21 protein-coding genes and 2 pseudogenes are annotated in these 18490 nt (G+C 73.9%); 9 read left to right on the top strand and 14 right to left on the bottom strand.

The window, feature by feature from the left end; translation table 11 throughout:
• The first annotated feature begins 133 nt into the window (after positions 1 to 133).
• Complete coding sequence (locus tag ACTWO6_RS26970; RefSeq protein WP_446216555.1) at positions 134 to 898, top strand: hypothetical protein; 765 nt, start codon at positions 134 to 136, stop codon at positions 896 to 898.
• A gap of 3 nt (positions 899 to 901) precedes the next feature.
• Here the strand turns inward: ACTWO6_RS26970 and ACTWO6_RS26965 are convergent, their stop codons facing one another.
• On the bottom strand, positions 902 to 1930 hold the full coding sequence (locus tag ACTWO6_RS26965; protein ID WP_446216554.1) for an alpha/beta hydrolase: 1029 nt from the start codon (positions 1928 to 1930) through the stop codon (positions 902 to 904).
• Positions 1931 to 2008: 78 nt separating this feature from the next.
• Complete coding sequence (locus ACTWO6_RS26960) at positions 2009 to 2449, bottom strand: HPF/RaiA family ribosome-associated protein (protein ID WP_446216553.1); 441 nt, start codon at positions 2447 to 2449, stop codon at positions 2009 to 2011.
• A gap of 345 nt (positions 2450 to 2794) precedes the next feature.
• Between ACTWO6_RS26960 and ACTWO6_RS26955 the strand changes: the two are divergent.
• Both ACTWO6_RS26955 and ACTWO6_RS26950 read left to right on the top strand, forming a co-directional pair.
• A pseudogene (locus ACTWO6_RS26955) lies at positions 2795 to 2962 on the top strand (single-stranded DNA-binding protein); the annotation flags it as partial.
• Between the two features lie 19 nt (positions 2963 to 2981).
• Positions 2982 to 4505 carry a recombinase family protein gene (locus ACTWO6_RS26950; protein ID WP_446216552.1) on the top strand — a complete coding sequence of 508 codons (1524 nt, stop codon included), beginning with the start codon at positions 2982 to 2984 and terminating at the stop codon, positions 4503 to 4505.
• A gap of 74 nt (positions 4506 to 4579) precedes the next feature.
• On the opposite strand, the gene ACTWO6_RS26945 is transcribed toward ACTWO6_RS26950, so the two are convergent.
• The 7 genes from ACTWO6_RS26945 to ACTWO6_RS26915 form a co-directional block, all read right to left on the bottom strand.
• The gene (locus tag ACTWO6_RS26945) at positions 4580 to 5272 is read right to left on the bottom strand and encodes a hypothetical protein (RefSeq protein ID WP_446216551.1); all 693 of its coding nucleotides are present in this window, start codon (positions 5270 to 5272) and stop codon (positions 4580 to 4582) included.
• A gap of 57 nt (positions 5273 to 5329) precedes the next feature.
• Positions 5330 to 5815 carry a hypothetical protein gene (locus tag ACTWO6_RS26940; RefSeq protein WP_446216550.1) on the bottom strand — a complete coding sequence of 162 codons (486 nt, stop codon included), beginning with the start codon at positions 5813 to 5815 and terminating at the stop codon, positions 5330 to 5332.
• Complete coding sequence (locus ACTWO6_RS26935) at positions 5812 to 6099, bottom strand: hypothetical protein (RefSeq protein WP_446216549.1); 288 nt, start codon at positions 6097 to 6099, stop codon at positions 5812 to 5814. Before ACTWO6_RS26935 ends, ACTWO6_RS26940 begins: the two co-directional genes overlap by 4 nt.
• Before the next feature lie 384 nt (positions 6100 to 6483).
• Positions 6484 to 6861: a hypothetical protein gene (locus ACTWO6_RS26930; RefSeq protein ID WP_446216548.1), complete on the bottom strand. Its 378-nt coding sequence runs from the start codon at positions 6859 to 6861 to the stop codon at positions 6484 to 6486.
• Positions 6858 to 7655 carry a hypothetical protein gene (locus ACTWO6_RS26925; RefSeq protein WP_446216547.1) on the bottom strand — a complete coding sequence of 266 codons (798 nt, stop codon included), beginning with the start codon at positions 7653 to 7655 and terminating at the stop codon, positions 6858 to 6860. The genes ACTWO6_RS26930 and ACTWO6_RS26925 overlap by 4 nt, the downstream gene beginning before the upstream one ends.
• Positions 7656 to 7682: 27 nt before the next feature.
• The gene (locus ACTWO6_RS26920) at positions 7683 to 8246 is read right to left on the bottom strand and encodes a hypothetical protein (protein WP_446216546.1); all 564 of its coding nucleotides are present in this window, start codon (positions 8244 to 8246) and stop codon (positions 7683 to 7685) included.
• Positions 8247 to 8673: 427 nt separating this feature from the next.
• A complete protein-coding gene (locus ACTWO6_RS26915) occupies positions 8674 to 9681 on the bottom strand; it encodes a hypothetical protein (protein WP_446216545.1) in 1008 nt (335 codons plus the stop codon).
• A gap of 101 nt (positions 9682 to 9782) precedes the next feature.
• Here ACTWO6_RS26915 and ACTWO6_RS26910 point away from each other — a divergent pair, with 101 nt between their 5' ends.
• Positions 9783 to 9941 carry a hypothetical protein gene (locus tag ACTWO6_RS26910; RefSeq protein WP_446216544.1) on the top strand — a complete coding sequence of 53 codons (159 nt, stop codon included), beginning with the start codon at positions 9783 to 9785 and terminating at the stop codon, positions 9939 to 9941.
• A 617-nt stretch (positions 9942 to 10558) separates the two neighbouring features.
• Entirely contained in the window at positions 10559 to 11230 is a 672-nt protein-coding gene (locus ACTWO6_RS26905; protein WP_446216543.1) for a hypothetical protein, read from the top strand.
• Between the two features lie 51 nt (positions 11231 to 11281).
• Here the strand turns inward: ACTWO6_RS26905 and ACTWO6_RS26900 are convergent, their stop codons facing one another.
• From ACTWO6_RS26900 to ACTWO6_RS26885, 4 genes are all read right to left on the bottom strand, one after another.
• On the bottom strand, positions 11282 to 11680 hold the full coding sequence (locus ACTWO6_RS26900) for a hypothetical protein (protein WP_446216542.1): 399 nt from the start codon (positions 11678 to 11680) through the stop codon (positions 11282 to 11284).
• Between the two features lie 62 nt (positions 11681 to 11742).
• Complete coding sequence (locus ACTWO6_RS26895; RefSeq protein WP_446216541.1) at positions 11743 to 12081, bottom strand: hypothetical protein; 339 nt, start codon at positions 12079 to 12081, stop codon at positions 11743 to 11745.
• A gap of 68 nt (positions 12082 to 12149) precedes the next feature.
• Complete coding sequence (locus ACTWO6_RS26890; RefSeq protein WP_446216540.1) at positions 12150 to 12866, bottom strand: DUF2637 domain-containing protein; 717 nt, start codon at positions 12864 to 12866, stop codon at positions 12150 to 12152.
• On the bottom strand, positions 12863 to 13492 hold the full coding sequence (locus tag ACTWO6_RS26885; protein ID WP_446216539.1) for a helix-turn-helix domain-containing protein: 630 nt from the start codon (positions 13490 to 13492) through the stop codon (positions 12863 to 12865). The genes ACTWO6_RS26890 and ACTWO6_RS26885 overlap by 4 nt, the downstream gene beginning before the upstream one ends.
• A gap of 214 nt (positions 13493 to 13706) precedes the next feature.
• On the opposite strand from ACTWO6_RS26885, the pseudogene ACTWO6_RS26880 reads away from it, so the two are divergent.
• From ACTWO6_RS26880 to ACTWO6_RS26870, 3 genes and pseudogenes are all read left to right on the top strand, one after another.
• Positions 13707 to 14315 (top strand): annotated as a pseudogene (locus ACTWO6_RS26880) (single-stranded DNA-binding protein); the annotation flags it as partial.
• A 90-nt stretch (positions 14316 to 14405) separates the two neighbouring features.
• Positions 14406 to 15476, top strand: coding sequence for a cobalamin biosynthesis protein (locus ACTWO6_RS26875; protein ID WP_446216538.1), 1071 nt, complete (start codon positions 14406 to 14408; stop codon positions 15474 to 15476).
• Complete coding sequence (locus ACTWO6_RS26870) at positions 15473 to 17014, top strand: cobyric acid synthase (protein WP_446216537.1); 1542 nt, start codon at positions 15473 to 15475, stop codon at positions 17012 to 17014. The genes ACTWO6_RS26875 and ACTWO6_RS26870 overlap by 4 nt, the downstream gene beginning before the upstream one ends.
• A 222-nt stretch (positions 17015 to 17236) precedes the next feature.
• Here ACTWO6_RS26870 and ACTWO6_RS26865 read toward each other — a convergent pair whose 3' ends face one another.
• The gene (locus ACTWO6_RS26865; protein WP_446220779.1) at positions 17237 to 17638 is read right to left on the bottom strand and encodes a rhodanese-like domain-containing protein; all 402 of its coding nucleotides are present in this window, start codon (positions 17636 to 17638) and stop codon (positions 17237 to 17239) included.
• 114 nt (positions 17639 to 17752) lie between these two features.
• On the opposite strand from ACTWO6_RS26865, the gene ACTWO6_RS26860 reads away from it, so the two are divergent.
• A complete protein-coding gene (locus tag ACTWO6_RS26860) occupies positions 17753 to 18376 on the top strand; it encodes a uridine kinase family protein (RefSeq protein WP_446216536.1) in 624 nt (207 codons plus the stop codon).
• Positions 18377 to 18490: the final 114 nt, after the last annotated feature.

Here is an 18490-nt window from a genome sequence, read left to right as displayed (position 1 = left end):
TGGGTGTCGCGCCAAGAGGGTACCGCCGCCTCCCGGGTGCGCGGGGGAACGGGTGGTCCCGGCCACGTCGCCGATCAGCGTCGCACAGCGCGCCCTCGCTGGCAGCCGGGTTGTCCGGGTCGGCTGACGGGCGGTGGCCACGATCCGTACCCTCGGCGTCGTGCTGCTCGACCCGGAAACCGAAAACGAGATCGCCTCCGAGCTCTGCAAGCTCCTCGGCCGCGCCATCCTGCCCGTCGGCCAGCTCGACCGGCCGGGTGACACCGGCCGGGGTTTCGGGACGGCGTTCTTCTTCACGGAGCTGGTCACGGCCACGGACGGCAGGCAGTTGGTGCGCGAGTACCTGCTGACCGCGGACGCGATCACCCGGGCACCGTACGGGGAGATCGGTCTGCGGGCGAGCATGACCGAGCCGGCGGGGGCCGCGTCGGACGGGATACTGCTGGCGGACTTCGCCGCGCAGTGGGTCCACCTGCCGGAGGTCGGGCTCGCCGCCATGCTCGCCAAGGGCCTGCACGAGCACGCCGAGGCCCGAGGCTGGCGGTGGCGGACGCAGCCGGTGACCGCAGCGGTGGCAGCGTCCTCGGAGGCCGTCGCCCGGATCGGCAATGCCCCCGCGTCGGCGTTCGTGCTCGCGCTCGGCGTCGCCGAGGACGGGTCACGGCCGCTGGAGGCGGCGATCGAGCGGCTGGTCCGCGACGGTGACGACATCCGCATCACCACGGAGCTGCCCGCCGGCTACGTCGGCGCCCCGGTCTTCGGCGTCGAGGAGACCGCCGTCGGCGACCTGGCGGTGCACTGCCTGGGTCTGGTGCTGCCCGGCGGGGGCGGCGGCCACCGGATCGCGACCTTCGACCGGATCCGGACGGCGCTCGCCGCGGTGTCGCCGGGCGCCTGAGGCTCAGCCCTCGGCGGTCGCGCCGGCCCGGTCCTCGACCGGCCGCCGGGCCGCCGGCGGGCCGTCCGGCTCCGCCGCGGTCGGGCCGGCGCCGAGGAAGGCCTCCGCCCACCGCCCGGCCTCCGTGAAGACCTTCTCCCGTACGGCGGGGCTGGAGAGCGTCAGGTCGTGCAGCCCGCCGTCGAAGCGCGCGAGGGTGACGTGCCGGCCGAGCCGGGGCGCCCAGCGGACCATGTGCTCCACGTCGAGCACGGCGTCGGCGAGGGTGGCCGACTCGTGCCACTTCGTGCCCCGGAAGCTGCGGGTCGAGCAGGCCAGCAGCACCGGCACCGGGATCTCCAGCCCGGCGCGGAGCTGGCGCTGGGCGCTGCGGATGGCGTTGATCCAGCCGGCCCGGACGGGGAACCCGGCGAGCGGCTTCCAGGCCAGGTCGTAGCGCCACTCGCCGCGGTGGTCGGCGTGCAGGCTCTCGCCGTACACGGTGCCGAGCCCGAAGGGGAGGATGCGGTGCGGCGCCCTGCGGCCCAGCCGGGAGACGGCGGCCGCGAGGGGTCGACGGACCAGCCAGGGCGCGTTGATGTCGAAGAAGGGGCTGTTCAGGAAGAGGCCGTCGACCAGGCCGGCCTCGCGGCGGGCGTGCGCCCAGAGCGAGATGATCAGGCCGCCGGTGGAGTGGCCCATGGCGAGCAGGGTGTCGTGCCCGTCCTCCGCGCGGATGATCTTCGCGGCGGCGTCCAGCTCCGGGAAGTACTCGCTCAGGTCGTGGCAGAAGTTCGGGGTCTGGTGCGGCTGCAGGCTGCGGCCGTACTTCCGCAGGTCGAGGGCGTAGAAGTCCCAGCCGCGCTCGGCGAAGAAGTCGGCGACGTGGGTCTGGAAGAAGTAGTCGACGAAGCCGTGCACGTAGAGCACCGCCCGCCCGGTCGGGCGCTCGGCGCGGCGGCGGACCAGGGTCGCGACGACCGGTCCCTCGTCGTCGGTGCCCAGGTCGATCGTCTGCCGCTCGTACGGCGATCCCAGCACGTCCGGTTCCACAACCGCGACGGTACGCCGCGACGCTACCCGGCGGTAGCCCCCGCCCCGTCCGCACCGCGCGGACGGGCCGGGGTCGCCTCAGACGGTCTCCGCGTCGGCCCGGCTCGGGTCGGCGGCGGGCAGCTCGTCCCGCTCCTCGGCCCGGTCGGCGCCGGCGTCGGCCAGGCCGTTGTCCCGCAGGTGCTTGTTGTGCCGGGGCTCCTGCCGGGTCTTGGCGTCGTTCAGCCGCCGGCGCAGGTCGTCGCGGACATCGTTGAGCGCGGCGTGCAGGTCCTCCTCGCTGGAGGTGGTGACGATCTTCTGCCGGCCGGCGACCCAGCACTCCAGGGTGACCTTCTGCCCCCGGGCCTCGCGGTCCTTGACCGACACCTCCAGCTCGGTGGCGTCGGCGTGGAAGCCGGCCAGCCGGGCGTCCAGGGTCGCGAACTGCTCGGCGATCCAGTTCCGGTCCCCCTGCGAGAACCCGGCGCCGACGCGCAGGCACCCGGCCACGGTCGCGGGGTTCGCCACGGCGCTCATCGCCGGGCCTCGCCCTCGGTGCGGACGGAAGCGGTCGTACGGAGTGAGCAGAGGATCATCTCGCTGGCCTTTCTCTCGGTTGATCAAATCCATACCCAGTCGGCGTCCGTCCGGAACCGCCCCGCCCTGGCGCCCCGTCCGGCGATTCCGATCATGCGGCGGCCCAGGTCGGGGCTCCCGGGTCGATCGGCCCTAGCAGGCCGGACCTTGATCAGGTCGTTGTCCACAGGCCGCCGCGTCGTCCACAGGCCGTGCCGGTGGCGGCGACGGTGGCGCCTCCGGTGGCCGAGGCTCGGCGTCGAGTCGACTCGCCACGGCAAGCCCCGAATTTCCCCTGGAGGGACGATGTTCGATACGTACGTCACCATCGTCGGCAACGTGCTGACCGCGCCCGAATGGCGCCGCACCACCCAGAGCAACACCCTGGTGGCCAACTTCAAGGTCGCCTCGACCGCCCGGCGGCTCGACCGGGACAGCGGCCGCTGGGTCGACGGGAACAGCCTGCGGGTACGGGAAAGTACCATGTCCCACTATGACTACGGCGATCATCTACGTGCGGCTCTCGTCCCACCGGGGCGACCTCGACCCGTCGACCTCTCCCGCCCGGCAGGAGGAGCGCGCCCGACAGTACTGCGCGGCGAAGGGCTGGGACGTTCACCCGCATGTGGTCCGTGACCTGGACGTAAGCGGGTCCGACAAGGGCCTTCGGCTCGATCGTCCGGGCCTTGGCGAGATTCGCGAGCGGTGGGGCGAGGTCGACGTCGTGATCTTCGCGAAGCTCGACCGGCTCGCGCGGAACGTCGTCGACTTCCGGGCCTTCGCCGACGAGGCGGACGCACACGGCGCGGCCCTCGTGTCAGTCGCCGAGTCGCTCGACCTGACCACGCCGGGTGGGCGCTTCGTCGCGACGATCCTCGCGGCCTTCGCGGAGATGGAAGCCGCGACGATCGCCGAGCGGACCGTCGCCGGCATCGCCGGGGTGCGGGCTCTTGGCCGCTGGGCCGGCGGCGCTGCGCCGTATGGGTTCCAGATCGTCCCGGCGCCGGACGGACCGGGCTTCGTGCTCGCGCCCGACGCTGAGACGGCGCCCTTCGTCCGCGAGGCGGCCGAGCGGGTGCTCGCAGGTGAGTCGCTGTACCGGATCGCGCACGACTTCAACGGGCGCGGTGTGCCGACGCGCTCGGCACTACTCATCCGCGACGGGCGAACAAAGCGCGAGACGGCGGCCAAGTGGTCAACCCAGGTCGTCGCGCAGATGCTCCTGAATCCTGCGACCGTCGGCCGGTCGGTGTACCGGAAAGAGGTGATCCGAGGCGAGGACGGGATGCCGCGCCAGTTGTGGGAGCCGATTCTCTCGCTCGACGTCTGGCACCAACTCCGCGCGGCGCTCGCGGCGAACGGTGACGGCGTCGAGGGGCGAGGCCGGCGCGTGCGGGCTGCGCGGCTGCTCTCGGGGATCGCCAGGTGCGCAGGATGCGGGCGGGTGCTCTACGCGTCGTCGCGGAAGCACGCGAGCGGGACGACCGTGCCGACGTACGCGTGCGCGGCGCGGCGCAACGGGCAGGGCTGCCAGGGCGTCGCGATCACGGCCGAGCCGACCGAGCAGTACGTCGAGCGGGAGGTTATGCGCCTCGTCGGGCACCGGCGGGTCGTCGAGATGGTGACTGTCGCGGTCGACGACGGCCGGCGGGCTGACGTCGAGGCGGGAATCTCCGACATAGCGCGCCAGATGACAGAGCGCGGGGCGGACGTCGCGGCACTGGCGGCCCGGCTCGCCGAGCTGCACGCAGTGCGCGAGGCGTTGCCGGCGACGGCTGTGACGGAGGTTCGCCGGGTGGAGACCGAACGCACCTACGCCGAGGAATGGGAGTCGCGCGACGTTGACGGTCGGCGGGCGCTGCTCGCGTCGGCCGGCGCGCGGGTTGTCGTGCATCGGGCGGCGGTGCCGGGGCGGAAGATCTTCGATGAGACGCGGATCGACTTTCAGACCGGGCACTTCGACGACCCCGAGGCGCAGCGGCTCGCCGAGATCGCATACGAGGAGGCGATGCCGTAGGGCCCCCAGAAACGGCCGCAGCCCCGGCCCTAGCTGGACTAGGGCGCCGGGCGGAACGGGCGCGAGAAGTAGCCCTACGAGGGGTCGGCGGTGGCCTTACGCGGCGACGACGAACGATCGCCAGTCGAAGTAACCGCGCCCGTCGCGGATGTAGACCGCGCTACGCGGCGCGACCTGGCGCGAGCGACGCCCGCTCGATCCGCTAGGAAGCGTGGCAGCGCGACCTCCTCAAGCCGCTCCCGCAAGAAAGCCAGGACATGTTCGTCGTGTCGACGTTCGATCTCCGCGCGACGACGAGCCGAGCGTGAGCCCCACCCTCGGGTCGTCGTCCGGTTACCGACCTGGACAAGCCGGGGGCCTCCGCCGTCTCCCAACTCAACGACAAACCAAACTGCCATGAGGTCAAACTCGGGCACGTAGTCGAGGTCCGTCTCGTCCATCAGCCGAATGTCGCGCACCTTGAAGATCCACGAGTTTGCGCCGTGGCCCTCAAGCCGGTACGGCAATGCCGGCCCTTCTTCTGGCGGCGTCTGCGAAGTCATGATCCAGTTTGGATTCTCGACGAGCAGCTGACACCGCCATACCGTTACAGCTCCACGCCCCCGGTTTGTCAAGTCCAACTGGATCAGTCGATCGTCGGGCGAAAACGGCGTTGGGAGATTGGGCTCAATCAACACCTTCGGCGCACCAGAGCGGAATGCGAGCCACGAGACCACCAGAGAGCCGGTCGAAACGATCGAGGCGTAGATCGACAGAGCCAGTGCCATGGATCGATGGTGGCATGCGGGATCGAGGCTTGGTCGTTCTGCGGGTGTCGGCGGCGGTCAGAATCCGAAGCGCTCGCGCTCGGTCGGCGGGGCCGGCTCGTGCTCGACGGCGGCGGGGTTGGCCGCGATCCACGCGTCGGCCAGGGCTTCCCAGTCGGCGCGGCCGTGCCGCATTCCGTAGAGGTGGGCCTCGACGCGGATCGTCCAGCGGTCGACGTTCGGCGCGTCGGTCGTCCAGCCGGTGCCGGCTCGCCGGGGCTGGACGCGGGCCAGCGGGTCGAAAGGCGGTGCAGTCGCGGGGCGCGCGGCGTACCACGCTCGGGCGGCGGCGACGGTGAGGTCGGCCCGGTCGACGCCGGCCGGGAGCAACGTCGCGGCGTACCGCTGGGCCGCTCGCCGGACGGCGTCCAGGGTTCGCGAGGCGTCGTCCGGGCCGTCGGGGTAGTCGGACGGTCGGAACGGCGGCCACGCTCGACCACCGAACGCGACGGCGACGGCGGCGTCACCCCCGCGGCCGGCGCGGAGGGATGCGCGGCGGCTCATCCGTTCCGTCTCCACCGCTGGCCAACGAGAGCGCGGCCCGCATTGGACGCGGCCGACGGCTCGGCCAGGTGCAGGCCGACGCTACGAAGGGCCCTCACGGCCTCGGCGCGGGCCATACGAGCATCGCCGACGAGCGGGTTAGCGACGAGCTGGCCTCGGTAGCCGGGGACGAGCCATGCGTCGCCGATCGCGGCCTCGGCGCGGTCGGCCAGGGATACGAGCTTGACGGCCTGGACGAGGGCGCCGAAGCCGACGGCGGTGATCGTCGCGCCGTTCTCCTCCAAGACGTCGTGCCAGAGGTCCAGGGCGTCGGACGTGAGGCCCCCGGGCGGCGTTACGGAGGGTGATTCGGGGGCGTCGGGGACAGGGGTTAAGTCCGTTTCTGGCACGGAGTCTCCAAGGTGTGCAGAGGGTCGGTACGTATGGCGAGGGCGAGACGCTATGCCGCTTCGGTGAAGGCCGGGAGGGGCCGAGGGGGGTCCCCCAGGTCGGTAGCTCGCCGTGACTGACACGCGTTCAGTCGCTGGCCTGCTCGTCGGCCGACCACGCCGGGCCAGCGGGGCCGGGGCCGGGGCGGCGGGGGTAGGGGCACGCGCACACCGCCGACGGCCCGACCCGCGCCGGATGAGGGCGGGGCCGGGCCGGGGTCGGGGCGTGCGGGCCGTGCGTTAGTAGCGCTTGCGGATGCGCTGGGCGGTGTCCTCGGGGTCAAAGCCGTCGCCGTCGTCGTGCAAGGGCGAGTAGCTACCGGCGACCGGGGCGCGCCTGACGGCCGGGGTCTCGGCCTGGGCCTCAGCCTCGGCGGCGGCGATGCTGGCGCGGGTGGCGGCCAGGTCTTGGGCCTGGCGCATGATCTCGGCGGGTCGGGTCGCCGTGATCTTCGCGGCCAGCTCGGGCGGGAGGCCGCAGCGCTTGGCGTAGTAGGCGACGACGTCGGCCGTGGTCATGCGGCCGGAATTGTCGTCGCGGCGATCCAGCAGCTCAGCGGCCTCGGCGATTGCGCGGCCGACGCGGTCGGTCCGGTGGTTCATCTCGGGCACGGTCACGCCTTCGTTTCGTAGCGGCCATAGGTCGGGTTCCACACGATCGCGCCGGCCTTCGGCGTCTCGGGGTCGGCGTTGAAGTGCGCCAGCCGGAGTCCGCGGCCGAGGTCGGGGGAGGCGAGCGGGTCGACGGTCCAGGAGTCCACCGGGATGCCGGCCGTCACGGCGAGGACATCGGCCCAGGCCGCGTCAATCCGCGCCGACAGGTTGCCACGGCTGATCGCGTCCTGCCGGGCCAGCTTGGCGTAGTGGTCCGCGACGACTCCGCCCATGGCGAGTCGACGGTCGGCGTCCGGCTCGACGTGGGCGGCGACGGTGTCCAGGTCGGCGGCCGTCCTCGTGATCACGCGGACGCGGGCGTACGCGTCGGCGGCCTCCTGCGCGGCCTTCTCGGCCTTGGCGGCCAGCTCGGCCAGCGGGGCCAGGATCAGCGGGCGCAGCTCGGCGCGGTGGGCGGGGATGCTTGCCTCGGCGGCGCGAGCGGCGACGAGGGCGCGGGTGCGGCACGCCATGACCTCCGCGCGGGCGTGGGCGAGACGCGCCTCGGTGTGCGCCGGGTCGATCGCGACGGGGAGCTTGGTCTTGCCCTCGCGGATTGCGGCGGCGATCGCGGCGCGGTTGTCGGCGTCGGCGTCGTTGATTTCGTCGATCTTCGCCAGGGCCGAGCGGGTCGCGTCCTGGGCGGCCTCGAAGGCGGCGAAGGCGTCGCGCACGGCGGCGGGACAGTCGGCGTGGGCCAGGACGGCCGAGGGGAGGTTGTGGTCGAGGACGACGTTGTCGCCGTAGGTCTTGGCCATGGGGGCGGGTCCTTTCGGGTGTGGGCGTTACTGGCCGGCGGCCGGGCGGCCGTCGTCGGGGTTGGATAGGCGGAAAATCCAGGCCGGTCGGGCCGGCTTGGGCCGGCTGGTCCTAATGCCGTACTCGGCCAGGTCGGCGCGCAGCGGCAAAACCGCCATCCGGGCGGCGTCCACCGACTGCGCGGCGCGGCTGTCCGGCAGCGTCTCGGCGAACATCGCTCGCAACTCGGCCGACGTCGCGCGGTACTCGCCCTCGCCGGAGAGGACACGCTCGGCAATCACGCGGACCAGCGCGGGACGCACGCCCAGGAGAGACAGCCGACACACGCGGACACGCGGGTCGCCGTCGACCTCCTCGCGGGCGTTGACGAACGCACAGCCGTAGAGATCGCGCAGGAATTCACGCGAGGCGCGAGCGGACCGCTTCGCGGATGCCTCATACCGACAGGCCGGGTGACCGGGGCCGAGGCGGGCGGTCAGGTATGCGAGCAGTTCTTCCGGCGTCCCGCGCCAGTCACCGGCGTGGGCGTCGGCCAGCTCGGCGAGTGCGTGGGCGACGTATTCGTCCGGCTGGCGGTCGGGGAAGGTCACGCGGGGTCCTTTCTCGGGGTGTGCCGAACGCAGTAGGCGCGGAGACGGCCCGCGGCGTCGCGGGCGGTGTTTCGCGTGGGCTTGCGGCAACGGCGCCCGTCCGGGCGGTGGCCTCGGCATCGGTACTGGTCGGCCCGCAAGGCCTGCCAGACGGCCGCGTAGGGCTCTGGGGTGGTCACGGGTGGAGGCGCTCTCTTCGGCGGTGTACGGGCGTCTCTGAGGGGGTGGACGGGGCAGACCGGGGAGGGCGCCGCACGCTGCCTAACGGCGTACGGCGTCCCCCTCGGGAGCGCGCACCGGGTCGAAAGGAAGAAATAACCGGCGGCGCTCGGCCTCCCCGGACCCGCCCAAGGTCGAGGAGGCGTTTACACGAACGCCCGCCGATACCGGGGGCGGCCGGTAGGGCGGGCGTTCGTTGGTGCGGGGGTTAGCCGACCCGGCGCATGAACGGGAGGACCTGGGCGTCGTCGTGCCGCGGGGCGGCGGGCTCCCGCACGGCCTGGCGCTCGGCAACGAGGTCGGCCAGGCCGTCGAGGGCGGCGGCCCGCCACTCGTCGGTGAGACGGTCGACGATCAGGGCGGCCAGCTCGCGACTCTGCTCGCGGTTCATCGGCGTTACCTCCTGGGGAACGACGTACACCGGGCCACTGGCCCGACGTTTGCGAGGGCCGATTGCCTCGTCGGCAATGCGGTAGAACGTGGTGCGGCCCAGCGGGTTATGGCCGGGGGTGTTTGCGGCGGCCGTGGCGTACCACCCGTGAAGCTCGCCCGCCGGGTGCGGGCCGGGGGCCGCGCGGTCGCGCCAGGCCATGCACGCCTGAGCGGCGAGGATCATGTCGTCGCGCCGGCCGGCGCGGTCGTCGGCGCGTGCGGCCCGGTTGTGATCGCGCATGTAGGCGCGGCGACGCTCGGCGCGCTCTTCCTCGGATTGGGCCGACGTCGTCGAGCCGGCGCGGATGAGGGCCGGCGGCGGGTCGAGGTCGCCGAGGGACGGGAGGCGGCCGGCGATGAGGTCGGCGACCTTGCGGACCCATGATGAGCGGCCCCCATGTGCGGCCAGGGCGCGGACGTCGCGGGCGCCGTGGAAGGCGACCCAGGACGCGTCGGCCGGCGGCTCGGGGAAGTCGGCCAGGACGGCGGCGACGCGGTCCGCGAAAGTCGCGCGGGTGATGTGGTCGGCGGCGGCCCGGTCGTCGTGTAGCTCGCCAACGAGGACGCGGTCGTCGTCGCCCTCGGTCTGCTGGACGAATCGCGCGGCGAAGAGGGGCGTTAGGGCGACGGCGAGGTCGTAGGCGCGGAACGGCTTGACGGCGCGACGCAGGAGGGCGGAATGAGCGGAGGGCTCACGCCTCAGAAGGTCGGCGTAGAGCGGGGCGAGGAGGTCCGCCAGGTCGGCGGGCCGGGGTGATGACGGCGGGTCCGCGTCGGATGACACGCGGGGGGTCCTTTCGAGGTAGGGACGGGGCGGGACGGCTGGGCGGTGCGGTGACGCTCTGCTCGGCGGCATGTCGACCTCCTCGGCGGGGACTAGTTGCGTTGCACGCGCAGACGCGCCAGCTCGTCGGCCAGCTCGGCGACGGCGCGGGCACGTTCGGCGCGGTGGTGCGCGGCGCGGCACGGGCCACCGCAGAAGCGGCGATCGGCGCGCGAACCATCGGGCAGCGGCGCGGAACACTGGGCGCATTTCATCGGTAAACCTCCCTACGTACGTACAGATGACGGTGAAAAAAAGGAGCACCCCGCCGAACCTGAGCCGTGGGGAGGCTCGGCGGGGTGCTAGATCGCGAACGCGAGGGGCGCTCTAACTTGCCTATGCGCCAGCGTCGGGTGTCGCGTACGTGCGCTCCACCTTGTCTATGCGCCAGCGTCCCGACGCGGGGCGCGGTGAGCGGCGGCGGGTTGGTAGGCGGCCGGCGGCGGCGCTAGCGACGTCTTGGGCGAGTGAACGAGTGATGTAACAGGGCGAACTTTCGTCACCCCCGTATAACTCCCATAGAGGAGGAGGAGGAAAAAAAGGAGGCGGGATATATAGAAGTGACGTTCGTCGAGGGTGTTACATCACTCATTCACTCTCGGGTGACGATCGCGCCTCTCCCGCGTCGCCCGCGGCCGTGGCTACGGGCGCCTCGCCGCCCTCCCCGGCGTCGTCCCCGCGGCGTCGCCCCGCCACGGCGGCCCACAACGACGAAACGCCCCGCCGGGGCCGCACGGGGCGGCGTCCAGCGGGGCGGTCGGCCGGGCTGGGCGCGGTCCGCCTTGACACCGCCCTCCATGCTGGCCCCGCCGGGTGTCGTCGATAAGGAGTCCCCAGGGTGGACGTAGCCGCAATCGCGCAAGCGCTGTTCGGTGGGCTCGTCGGCGGGGCGCTGGTGCCCTACCTCACGCACGCGCGGGAGAAGCGCGCGGCCCGTAGCGCGGTGCGGCAACGTCTCGCCGAGGTCGAGCGCCGGCGGTGGGCCAAAAGCAAGGACTACGCCGAAGAGGTCGAGTTTGAGGCCGCCGTCGCGGCGTTCGAGGCCGAGGCCGTCAGCGCCGGCCTTCCCCGGTCGGTGGTCGGCGTCTACGCGGCGGCCGCCTACGTGAGTTTTGACTCAACCCGTAGGACCTACGGCAAGTACTCGGAGCCCGACATCCCGCCTGGCCTACCCGACATGGGCTGGCTTTCCGGTGATGTTGACGCGGTGGTGGTAGCCGCTAGGGACCTCGTGGCGGACGCAATTTGGCGGCCGGTCCTCAGCGCCGCGACGCGGGACTGGCGTATCCGAGGCATCCGGCAAACGGTCGAGTTGCTGCGTGACACGGAGGACCCCGACACGGACTGGCAAGCCTGGGCAGAACGAAACTTCAGAATGACCGACGGGCTGCGCAACGTCCGCAAGCGCTTGAGGGCGAAAGGCGGGGCGGGTGGCAAGCCGCTCCCGCCGCCGGATACGCCGAAAGCCCGCCGGGCCACCCTCGCGGGTGAACCGACGGGCTCGGATTGATCTAGGCGGGCCGCCAGGGCCTCGCTTGAGGACGTCGGCCAAGCGGGCCGGTTATGAGGCCGTAGCGGCGCGGGCGTGCGCCGGGGCGAGGGCGTCGAGGTCGTCGGCGACGCGGCAGCACGGGCAGACGTCGTCCCAGCGGGCGGCCAGGCTCGCGCCGTCCAGCGGCAACCACGCGCCGTCGTCGTCGGGGCTCACGGCCAGAAACGCGCCGCCCGCCTCTTCGCTCGCGTGGCCGTCGAGGTAGACCGAGCGGGCGTCGCCGGGGAGACGGACGACCGCGCCGAGCGGGGGCAGGCCGTCCGGGCCGGGCGTGGTGAGTTGCTCCAGGAGGTCGGCCGGCAGGCTCGACGGGTCGCAGACGAGGAGGAGGCCGCTAGGGGCGTCTACTTCGCCGCAGTAGGTCACGACGGGGGCGGGTGATGATGAGGCGGGGGCGCTGCTGGACATGGTGGGCGGCTCCTTCGACGTGGGGTGACGTCCTGCCTATGCGCCAGCGGCGGCCGGGGTGTTCAGTCGTTCTCGACCGCTCGGAACGCGTCCAGCGGCCCGACGACGGGATCGCCGTGCGGGACATGGCGCAGGACCTTCGCCCACGCCTCGTCGCGCGGCTGTCCCTCGCGGGCGTACTCGCGCAGGATGTCGTACACCATGAGTCGCAACGTGTGGCCGTCCTCGTCCAGGTCGGCGGCCGGGAGGTAGCCGAGGCGGTCGTCGCCCTGGCGGAAGAGGTGGCCGACGGTCTTACCGGCGAGCCGCACGGCGGTGATCTCGCCGGGGCCTCGGTAGGTCGGCGAGGGGTAGCTCGGCGGGGCGTAGACGAGGGACGCGGGTTGCGGGCGCCATGGCATGGGGGGCTCCTCGGGCGGCGGGGGCGGGCGGGGCCGGCGGCCGTAGCTACCGGCCCCGCTGGCGGACGTTAGGCGGCGGCTACGACAAGAGCGGGCGTCGCGACAGACTGGCGCGGCCAGTGTCGCTGGCACGTCCGCACACTGACGCCGAGGTCGGCGGCGACGCTCGCCGGGGTCGCGCCCGGTACGGCGGCGGCGCGGATCGCGTCGGCGGACGACTGGCGGGCCGTCGCCTTCGCGGGGGTCGACGTCGCGGCGACAACGGAGGCGACGACACGGGCGGCCGACAGATCGACGACCGGGGCGACGCTGGCGGCGGGCGACAGATCGGCGACCGGGGCCGGGGCGACGTCGGCGACGTGGGCGGGCGTCGCGGTGTCGGCGACGGCGGCGGGCGACGACGAGAAGACGAGCTTGACCAGCGCCATAAAGGCCAGCGCCGGGACGGCCGACAGGAGGCCGCCAGACAGGCCCGGCTTGGCGACGGCGAGCTGCGCCGAGAGCGACAGACCGGCGGCGGCGACGAGCAGCGCCAGCGGGTAACCCGCGGCCTTGCTGGCGCGGCGACGGCGGCGGATGTCCAGCAGCGCGGCAACCGGGACAAGCTCCGAAATGCACGCGTTGGCCCAGCCGAACCAATCCGGGGTGCCGGCGGGGCTGTTGCTCATCGTCCAGTCGTGAACGTGTGTAAACGAGGCTGCGCCAGCGGCGACGCCGACGACGAGGAGGATCGCCACGAGGACGACGGACTCGGCCCGCTCGGCGCGGGTCGGGCGGGTGGTCACGCGGCACCCCCGAGACGCTCGGCGCGGCAGGGGCCGCAGTTGTTCGCGGGCGAGCCTCGATGCTTCGGACACTGACCGGCGCGGGGGTTGGTTGGTAGCGCGGCGCCGCCCCGTAGGGAGCGGGCGCGCTCTTGGTTATTGATGGTTAAGGACGGTTCCCCCGAAGCACGCTTCGCCCCGGTCGGTAGCACGCTTCGCCCCGTTCGGAAGCGTGCCTCACCCCGGTCCGCTACCGGGACGAAGTCGGCTTCGTCCCGGTCCTCGGCCGGCTGCGGGACCTCGGTCGGGCCGCCCGACTGCGGCTCGGCGAACGGGTCCAGGGCGCCGGGGAGAGGCCGGCGGCGCCCCATGGCGAGGTCGTAGACGACGGGGCGCCGGTCGGCCGGGAGAAACGCGGTGTGCCGTTGGTCGCCGCGCCGGATAAGGCCGAGGCGCTCCAACGTCTTTAGGTCGTTCTGGACCGAGCGGACCGTCTTACGGGCGTAGTGCGCTAGACGCTCCTGCGAGGGAAACGCGGCGCGTCCGTTCGCGTGCGCGTGGTTGGCGAGGCCGATCAGCACGGCGACGCACTGCGGCGGGACGTCGGGGGCGTCGCTGAGCGCCCACGAGACGGCTTCGATGCTCACTGGGCCACCGCCACGGCGAGCGACCGGAGGTACGCGGCGAGGCCGCGGGCCGGGCCGACGTAGGCCAGGACGAGGCGGGGCGCGAGCGGGCGCGCTTGGGTACTCTCGTGCATGGGTCGCCTCCAGCGGCGATCAAGACCCCCGGGCCGGCGTTGGAGCGCCGCCGGGGGTCGTTCTTTTGGGTCGGGGCCTCATGTGGCAGTCACGCAAGACCCGCGTCCGGGTCAACTGCTGGCGCAAGCTGGCCGAGGGGGTGGCCGCCTCGGTGATGGTCGGCGACCCGGTGGTCGTCGCCGGCCGCCTCTACACCCGCGACTGGACCGACGACGCCGGCAACCACCGCACCCTCTACGAGCTGGAGGCCGTCGCGGTCGGCCACGACCTGTCCCGCGGTCGGGGCCGGTTCCTGCGCAACCGGCCCAGCATGACCACCAGCACCGTCGAGGACGCCGAGGCGGAGCGCCGGGTGCACGGCGAGGCCACCGAGCTGGTGCCGTCCGCGCAGGCGCCCGCCTCGCCCGACGACCGGCCGTTCGACGACGAGTTCGAGCTGCCCGGGTTCGCCGCCCCGCACGCCGGACCCGGCCTGCCCGACCTCGACCTGGACGGTCCGTCGGGCGGTGAGTTCGGGCCGGTGAGCGACCCATTCGACGACCGGACCGACGGCGCCGGTGACGACGAGGACGCCGACGAGCTGGCCGCCGAGCCCGGTGACGCCGGGACCCCCGACGAGCTGGACCCGGTCGTGGACGACACCGCCACCGGCGTCACCCCGACCGGTCGGGGGAGGCGCGGTCGGGGGCGGGCGCCGGTGCCCGCCTGACCCTGGAGTCGTGCACGGGGGAGCGGGGTGGCGACGCGACGGTGGTCACCCCGCCGTACGACTAGGCTGGCCGGCCGGAGGTGGTGACGGGTGCGGCAGGCGACCGCGACGGCGAACGCGGCAGGACTGGTGGTGGGTTACGCCCTGGACTCGCTCCTCGGCGACCCCCGCCGCGGGCACCCCGTGGCCGGCTTCGGCCGGGCCGCCGGCGCGCTGGAGCAGCGGCTCTACCGGCCGGACCGGGCCGCCGGGGCGGCCTTCACCGCGCTGGCCGTGGGCGCCCCGGTGCTGCTCGGCGTCGCCGCCACCCTGGCCACCCGGCGGCACCCGGTGGCGCGGGCGGCGCTGGTGGCCGCCGGCACCTGGACCGTCCTGGGCGGCCGCACCCTGCGGCACGAGTCGCGGGTGATGGGCCGGGCGTTGCGCCGGGACGACCTGCCCGCCGCCCGCGGCCGGCTCGGCCACCTCTGCGGTCGGGACCCGTCCGCGCTGGACGAGCCGGAACTGGCCCGGGCCACCGTCGAGTCGGTCGCCGAGAACACCTCCGACGCCGTCGTCGCGCCGCTGGTCTGGGGCGCGGTCGCCGGGCTGCCCGGCCTGCTCGGCTACCGCGCGGCGAACACGCTCGACGCCATGGTCGGGCACCGCTCGCCCCGCTACGCCCGGTTCGGCACCCCGGCCGCCCGCCTCGACGACCTGCTCAACCTGGTACCCGCCCGGCTGACCGGGCTGCTCACCATCGCCGTCGCGCCGACCGCGCACGGCGACCGCGGCCGGGCCTGGCAGGTCTGGCGCCGGGACCGCAACGACCACCCGAGCCCCAACGCCGGCCAGTGCGAGGCGGCCATGGCCGGCGCGCTCGGCGTCCGGCTGGGCGGGCGCAACGTCTACTTCGGCCGGTCCGAGGTGCGCCCGTACCTCGGCGACGGCCCCCGACCCGAGGCGCGGCACCTCAAGCGGGCCGCCCGGATCTCCGGCGCGGTCGGGCTGGCCGCCCTCGGGATCGCGGCGGCGTATCCGCTCACGATGGGGCGGCTGGTCGGCACGGTGCGGCGGTCCGCGCTGCGCGGCGTGCACGGCGCCGCGGCCGCCCGGGTCGCGTCCCGCCCGCCCGTGGGCGGCGTGGGCCGGGCGGGGGCGGCGCGGGGGAGCGGGCGGTGAGCGGCGGGCTGCTCGTCGCCGGGACCACCTCGGATGCCGGCAAGAGCGTGCTCACCGCCGGCATCTGCCGATGGCTGCACCGGCAGGGCGTGAAGGTGGCGCCGTTCAAGGCGCAGAACATGTCCAACAACTCCGCCGTGGTGGTCGGCCCGGACGGTCGCGGCGGCGAGATCGGCCGCGCCCAGGCGATGCAGGCGGCCGCCTGCGGGCTCGCCCCCGACCTGCGCTTCAACCCGGTGCTGCTCAAGCCCGGCAGCGACCACGCCAGCCAGGTGGTGCTGCTCGGCGAGGCCGTCGACACCGTCACCGCCGGCAACTTCCGCGAACTGCGGCCTCGGCTCGCCGGGACCGCCTTCGCCGCGCTCGCCGAGCTGCGCGCGGCGTACGACGTGGTGATCTGCGAGGGCGCCGGCAGCCCGGCGGAGATCAACCTGCGGGCCGGCGACTACGTCAACATGGGGCTCGCCCGGCACGCCGGGCTGCCCACGATCGTGGTCGGTGACATCGACCGGGGCGGCGTCTTCGCCTCGATGTTCGGCACGGTCGCCCTGCTCGACCCGGCCGACCAGGCACTGATCGCCGGCTTCGTGATCAACAAGTTCCGCGGCGACCCCGGGCTGCTCCAACCGGGGCTGGACATGCTGCACCGGGTCACCGGCCGGCCGACGTACGGGGTGCTGCCCTGGGAACTGGACCTCTGGCTGGACGCCGAGGACTCGCTCGCCTACGGCCGGGTGCTCGGTCGACCGGCGGCCCCGTACGGCACCGACTGGCTGGATGTCGCCGTGGTCCGGCTGCCCCGGATCAGCAACGCCACCGACGTCGAGGCGCTCGCCACCGAGCCCGGCGTCCGGGTCCGGCTCACCGTCGAGCCCGCCGAACTGGCCGCCGCCGACCTGGTCGTACTCCCCGGCTCCAAGTCCACCGTGGCCGACCTGGCCTGGCTGCGCGAGACCGGGCTGGCCGACGCGGTACTGGCGCACGCCGCCGCCGGCAGGCCGCTGCTCGGCATCTGCGGCGGCTTCCAGATGCTCGCCCGGGCCATCCACGACCCGGTGGAGAGCCGCCAGGGCAGCGTCCCCGGGCTGGGCCTGCTCCCCATCGAGATCACCTTCGACCCGCGGAAGACCGTCCGCCAGTCCAGCGGCACCGGCACCGGCGACGTCCCGGTCCGCGGCTACGAGATCCACCACGGGTACGTCTCCGCCGCCGACCCGACCCTGGCCCCGCTGCTCCGCCACACCGACGGCAGTACCGAGGGCGCGCTCCTCGGCGCGGTGCACGGCACCCACTGGCACGGAGCCTTCGAGTCCGACGGGTTCCGTCGCCGCTTCCTCACCGAGGTGGCCGGGCTCGCCGGGCGGACCGGCTTCCGGGTCGCCCCGGACACCGCGTTCGCCGCCGCCCGGGAGCGGACCCTGGACCTGCTCGGCGACCTCGTCGAGGAGCACCTGGACACCGACGTCCTCTGGCGCCTGATCGAGTCCGGGCCGCCCGCCGGCCTCCCCTTCATCCCGCCCGGTGCCCCACCCGCCTGACCACCCACCCTCGCCCCGGCGACCCGCGTCGGCCCGGCCACCCCGCTCGTCCGGATCGGGGAAGTGGCGGGACGCGAGCCGGCGCCACATCGCCGACCTGGCGGCTCTCTGGACCGATTCGCCGACCCGCGGCGAATCAGGCCGCCGAAGGGCCGCCCGGTGGAGTCCGGCGACAGCGAGCGTTCACGCCGCCCGGGGTCGCTGGGCGCAGGGCGTTGGCGCTCAGTAGCGGACGTCGGCGAGGCGGTCGGACATCGGCAGTCCCGCCTCCCGCCAGGCATCCACGCCGCCGATCATGTCCGTGGCCCGGCGCAGCCCCAGGGCCTGGAGGCTGGCCGCGGCGAGGCTGGAGCTGTACCCCTGGCGGCACACCACCACGATCTCCCGGTCGTAGCCGGTGGCCTCGGGGATCCGCCAGGCGCTCGCCGGGTCGAGCCGCCACTCCAGCACGGTCCGGTCGATCACGATCGCACCGGGCAGCTCGCCCTGCTCGCGGCGCTGCATCTCGGTACGCGTGTCGACCAGCAGCGCGCCCGCACGGACCGCCTCGATGGTCCCGTGCGGGGTGAGCCGGCGGAGGCCGGCGCGGGCCTGTTCCAGCAGGGCGTCGATGCCCGGACTCATCACGTCATGCAGCACCTCCCGATGATGCCGGTGGCGTCGCCGGTCCGCGTGGCGAACGGCCCTGCCGGCGCGCAGGATCCAGCGGACGGGGGACCATCGGCTAGCGTCGGGCGGGTGACGGTGGCGGTGGTCGAGGCGTACGCCGGGCTGGCCCGGCGGGTGCTCGCCGGGCCGGCGCGGTTGGGGCGTACCCGGATGGTGGCGGTCGACGGGCCGAGCGGCGCGGGGAAGAGCGCCTTCGCGACGCGGCTCGCGGACGCCCTCGCCGCGCTGCCCGGCGGCGGGCGACCACCGGTGGTGTGTACCGACGACCTGCTCGACGGGTGGGACGACCAGTTCACCTTCTGGCCGCGGCTGGAGGAGTGGGTGCTCGCGCCGCTGCGGGCCGGGCGGCCCGGGGCGTACCGGCCGTACAGCTGGGTGCGGCGCTGCTTCCTGGACCGGGAGGTGCCGGTGCCGGTCGGGCCGGTGCTGATCGTGGAGGGGGTGAGCGTGGCGCGCGCGGCGGTCCGGTCGGAGCTGACCCTGTCGGTCTTCGTCGCCGCGCCGGCGCCGCTGCGGCTGTCCCGCGCGCTCACCCGGGACGGGTCGGAGATCCTGCCCGAGCTGCGTCGCTGGCATGCCGGCGAGCGGGCGCACTTCGCCGCCGACGGCACCGAGGCGGCGGTCGACCTGGTAGTGGACGGCGCGCCGGCTCTCCCGCACGACGCCACCCACTACTACGTCCGCCGGCCGTGACCGTCCGCACCGGGATCCGCACGCCTTGCCGCGGCGAGCAGCCTCGGCGAGCCGGGAGACAACCCCTCTTCAGGAAACCGCGCTGATCGGGCGGGGCGGGCTCGGAGGTGCCGC

The sequence above is a fragment of the Micromonospora sp. IBHARD004 genome, from assembly GCF_052814115.1.
This window is presented reverse-complemented; position numbering and strand designations above follow the sequence as displayed.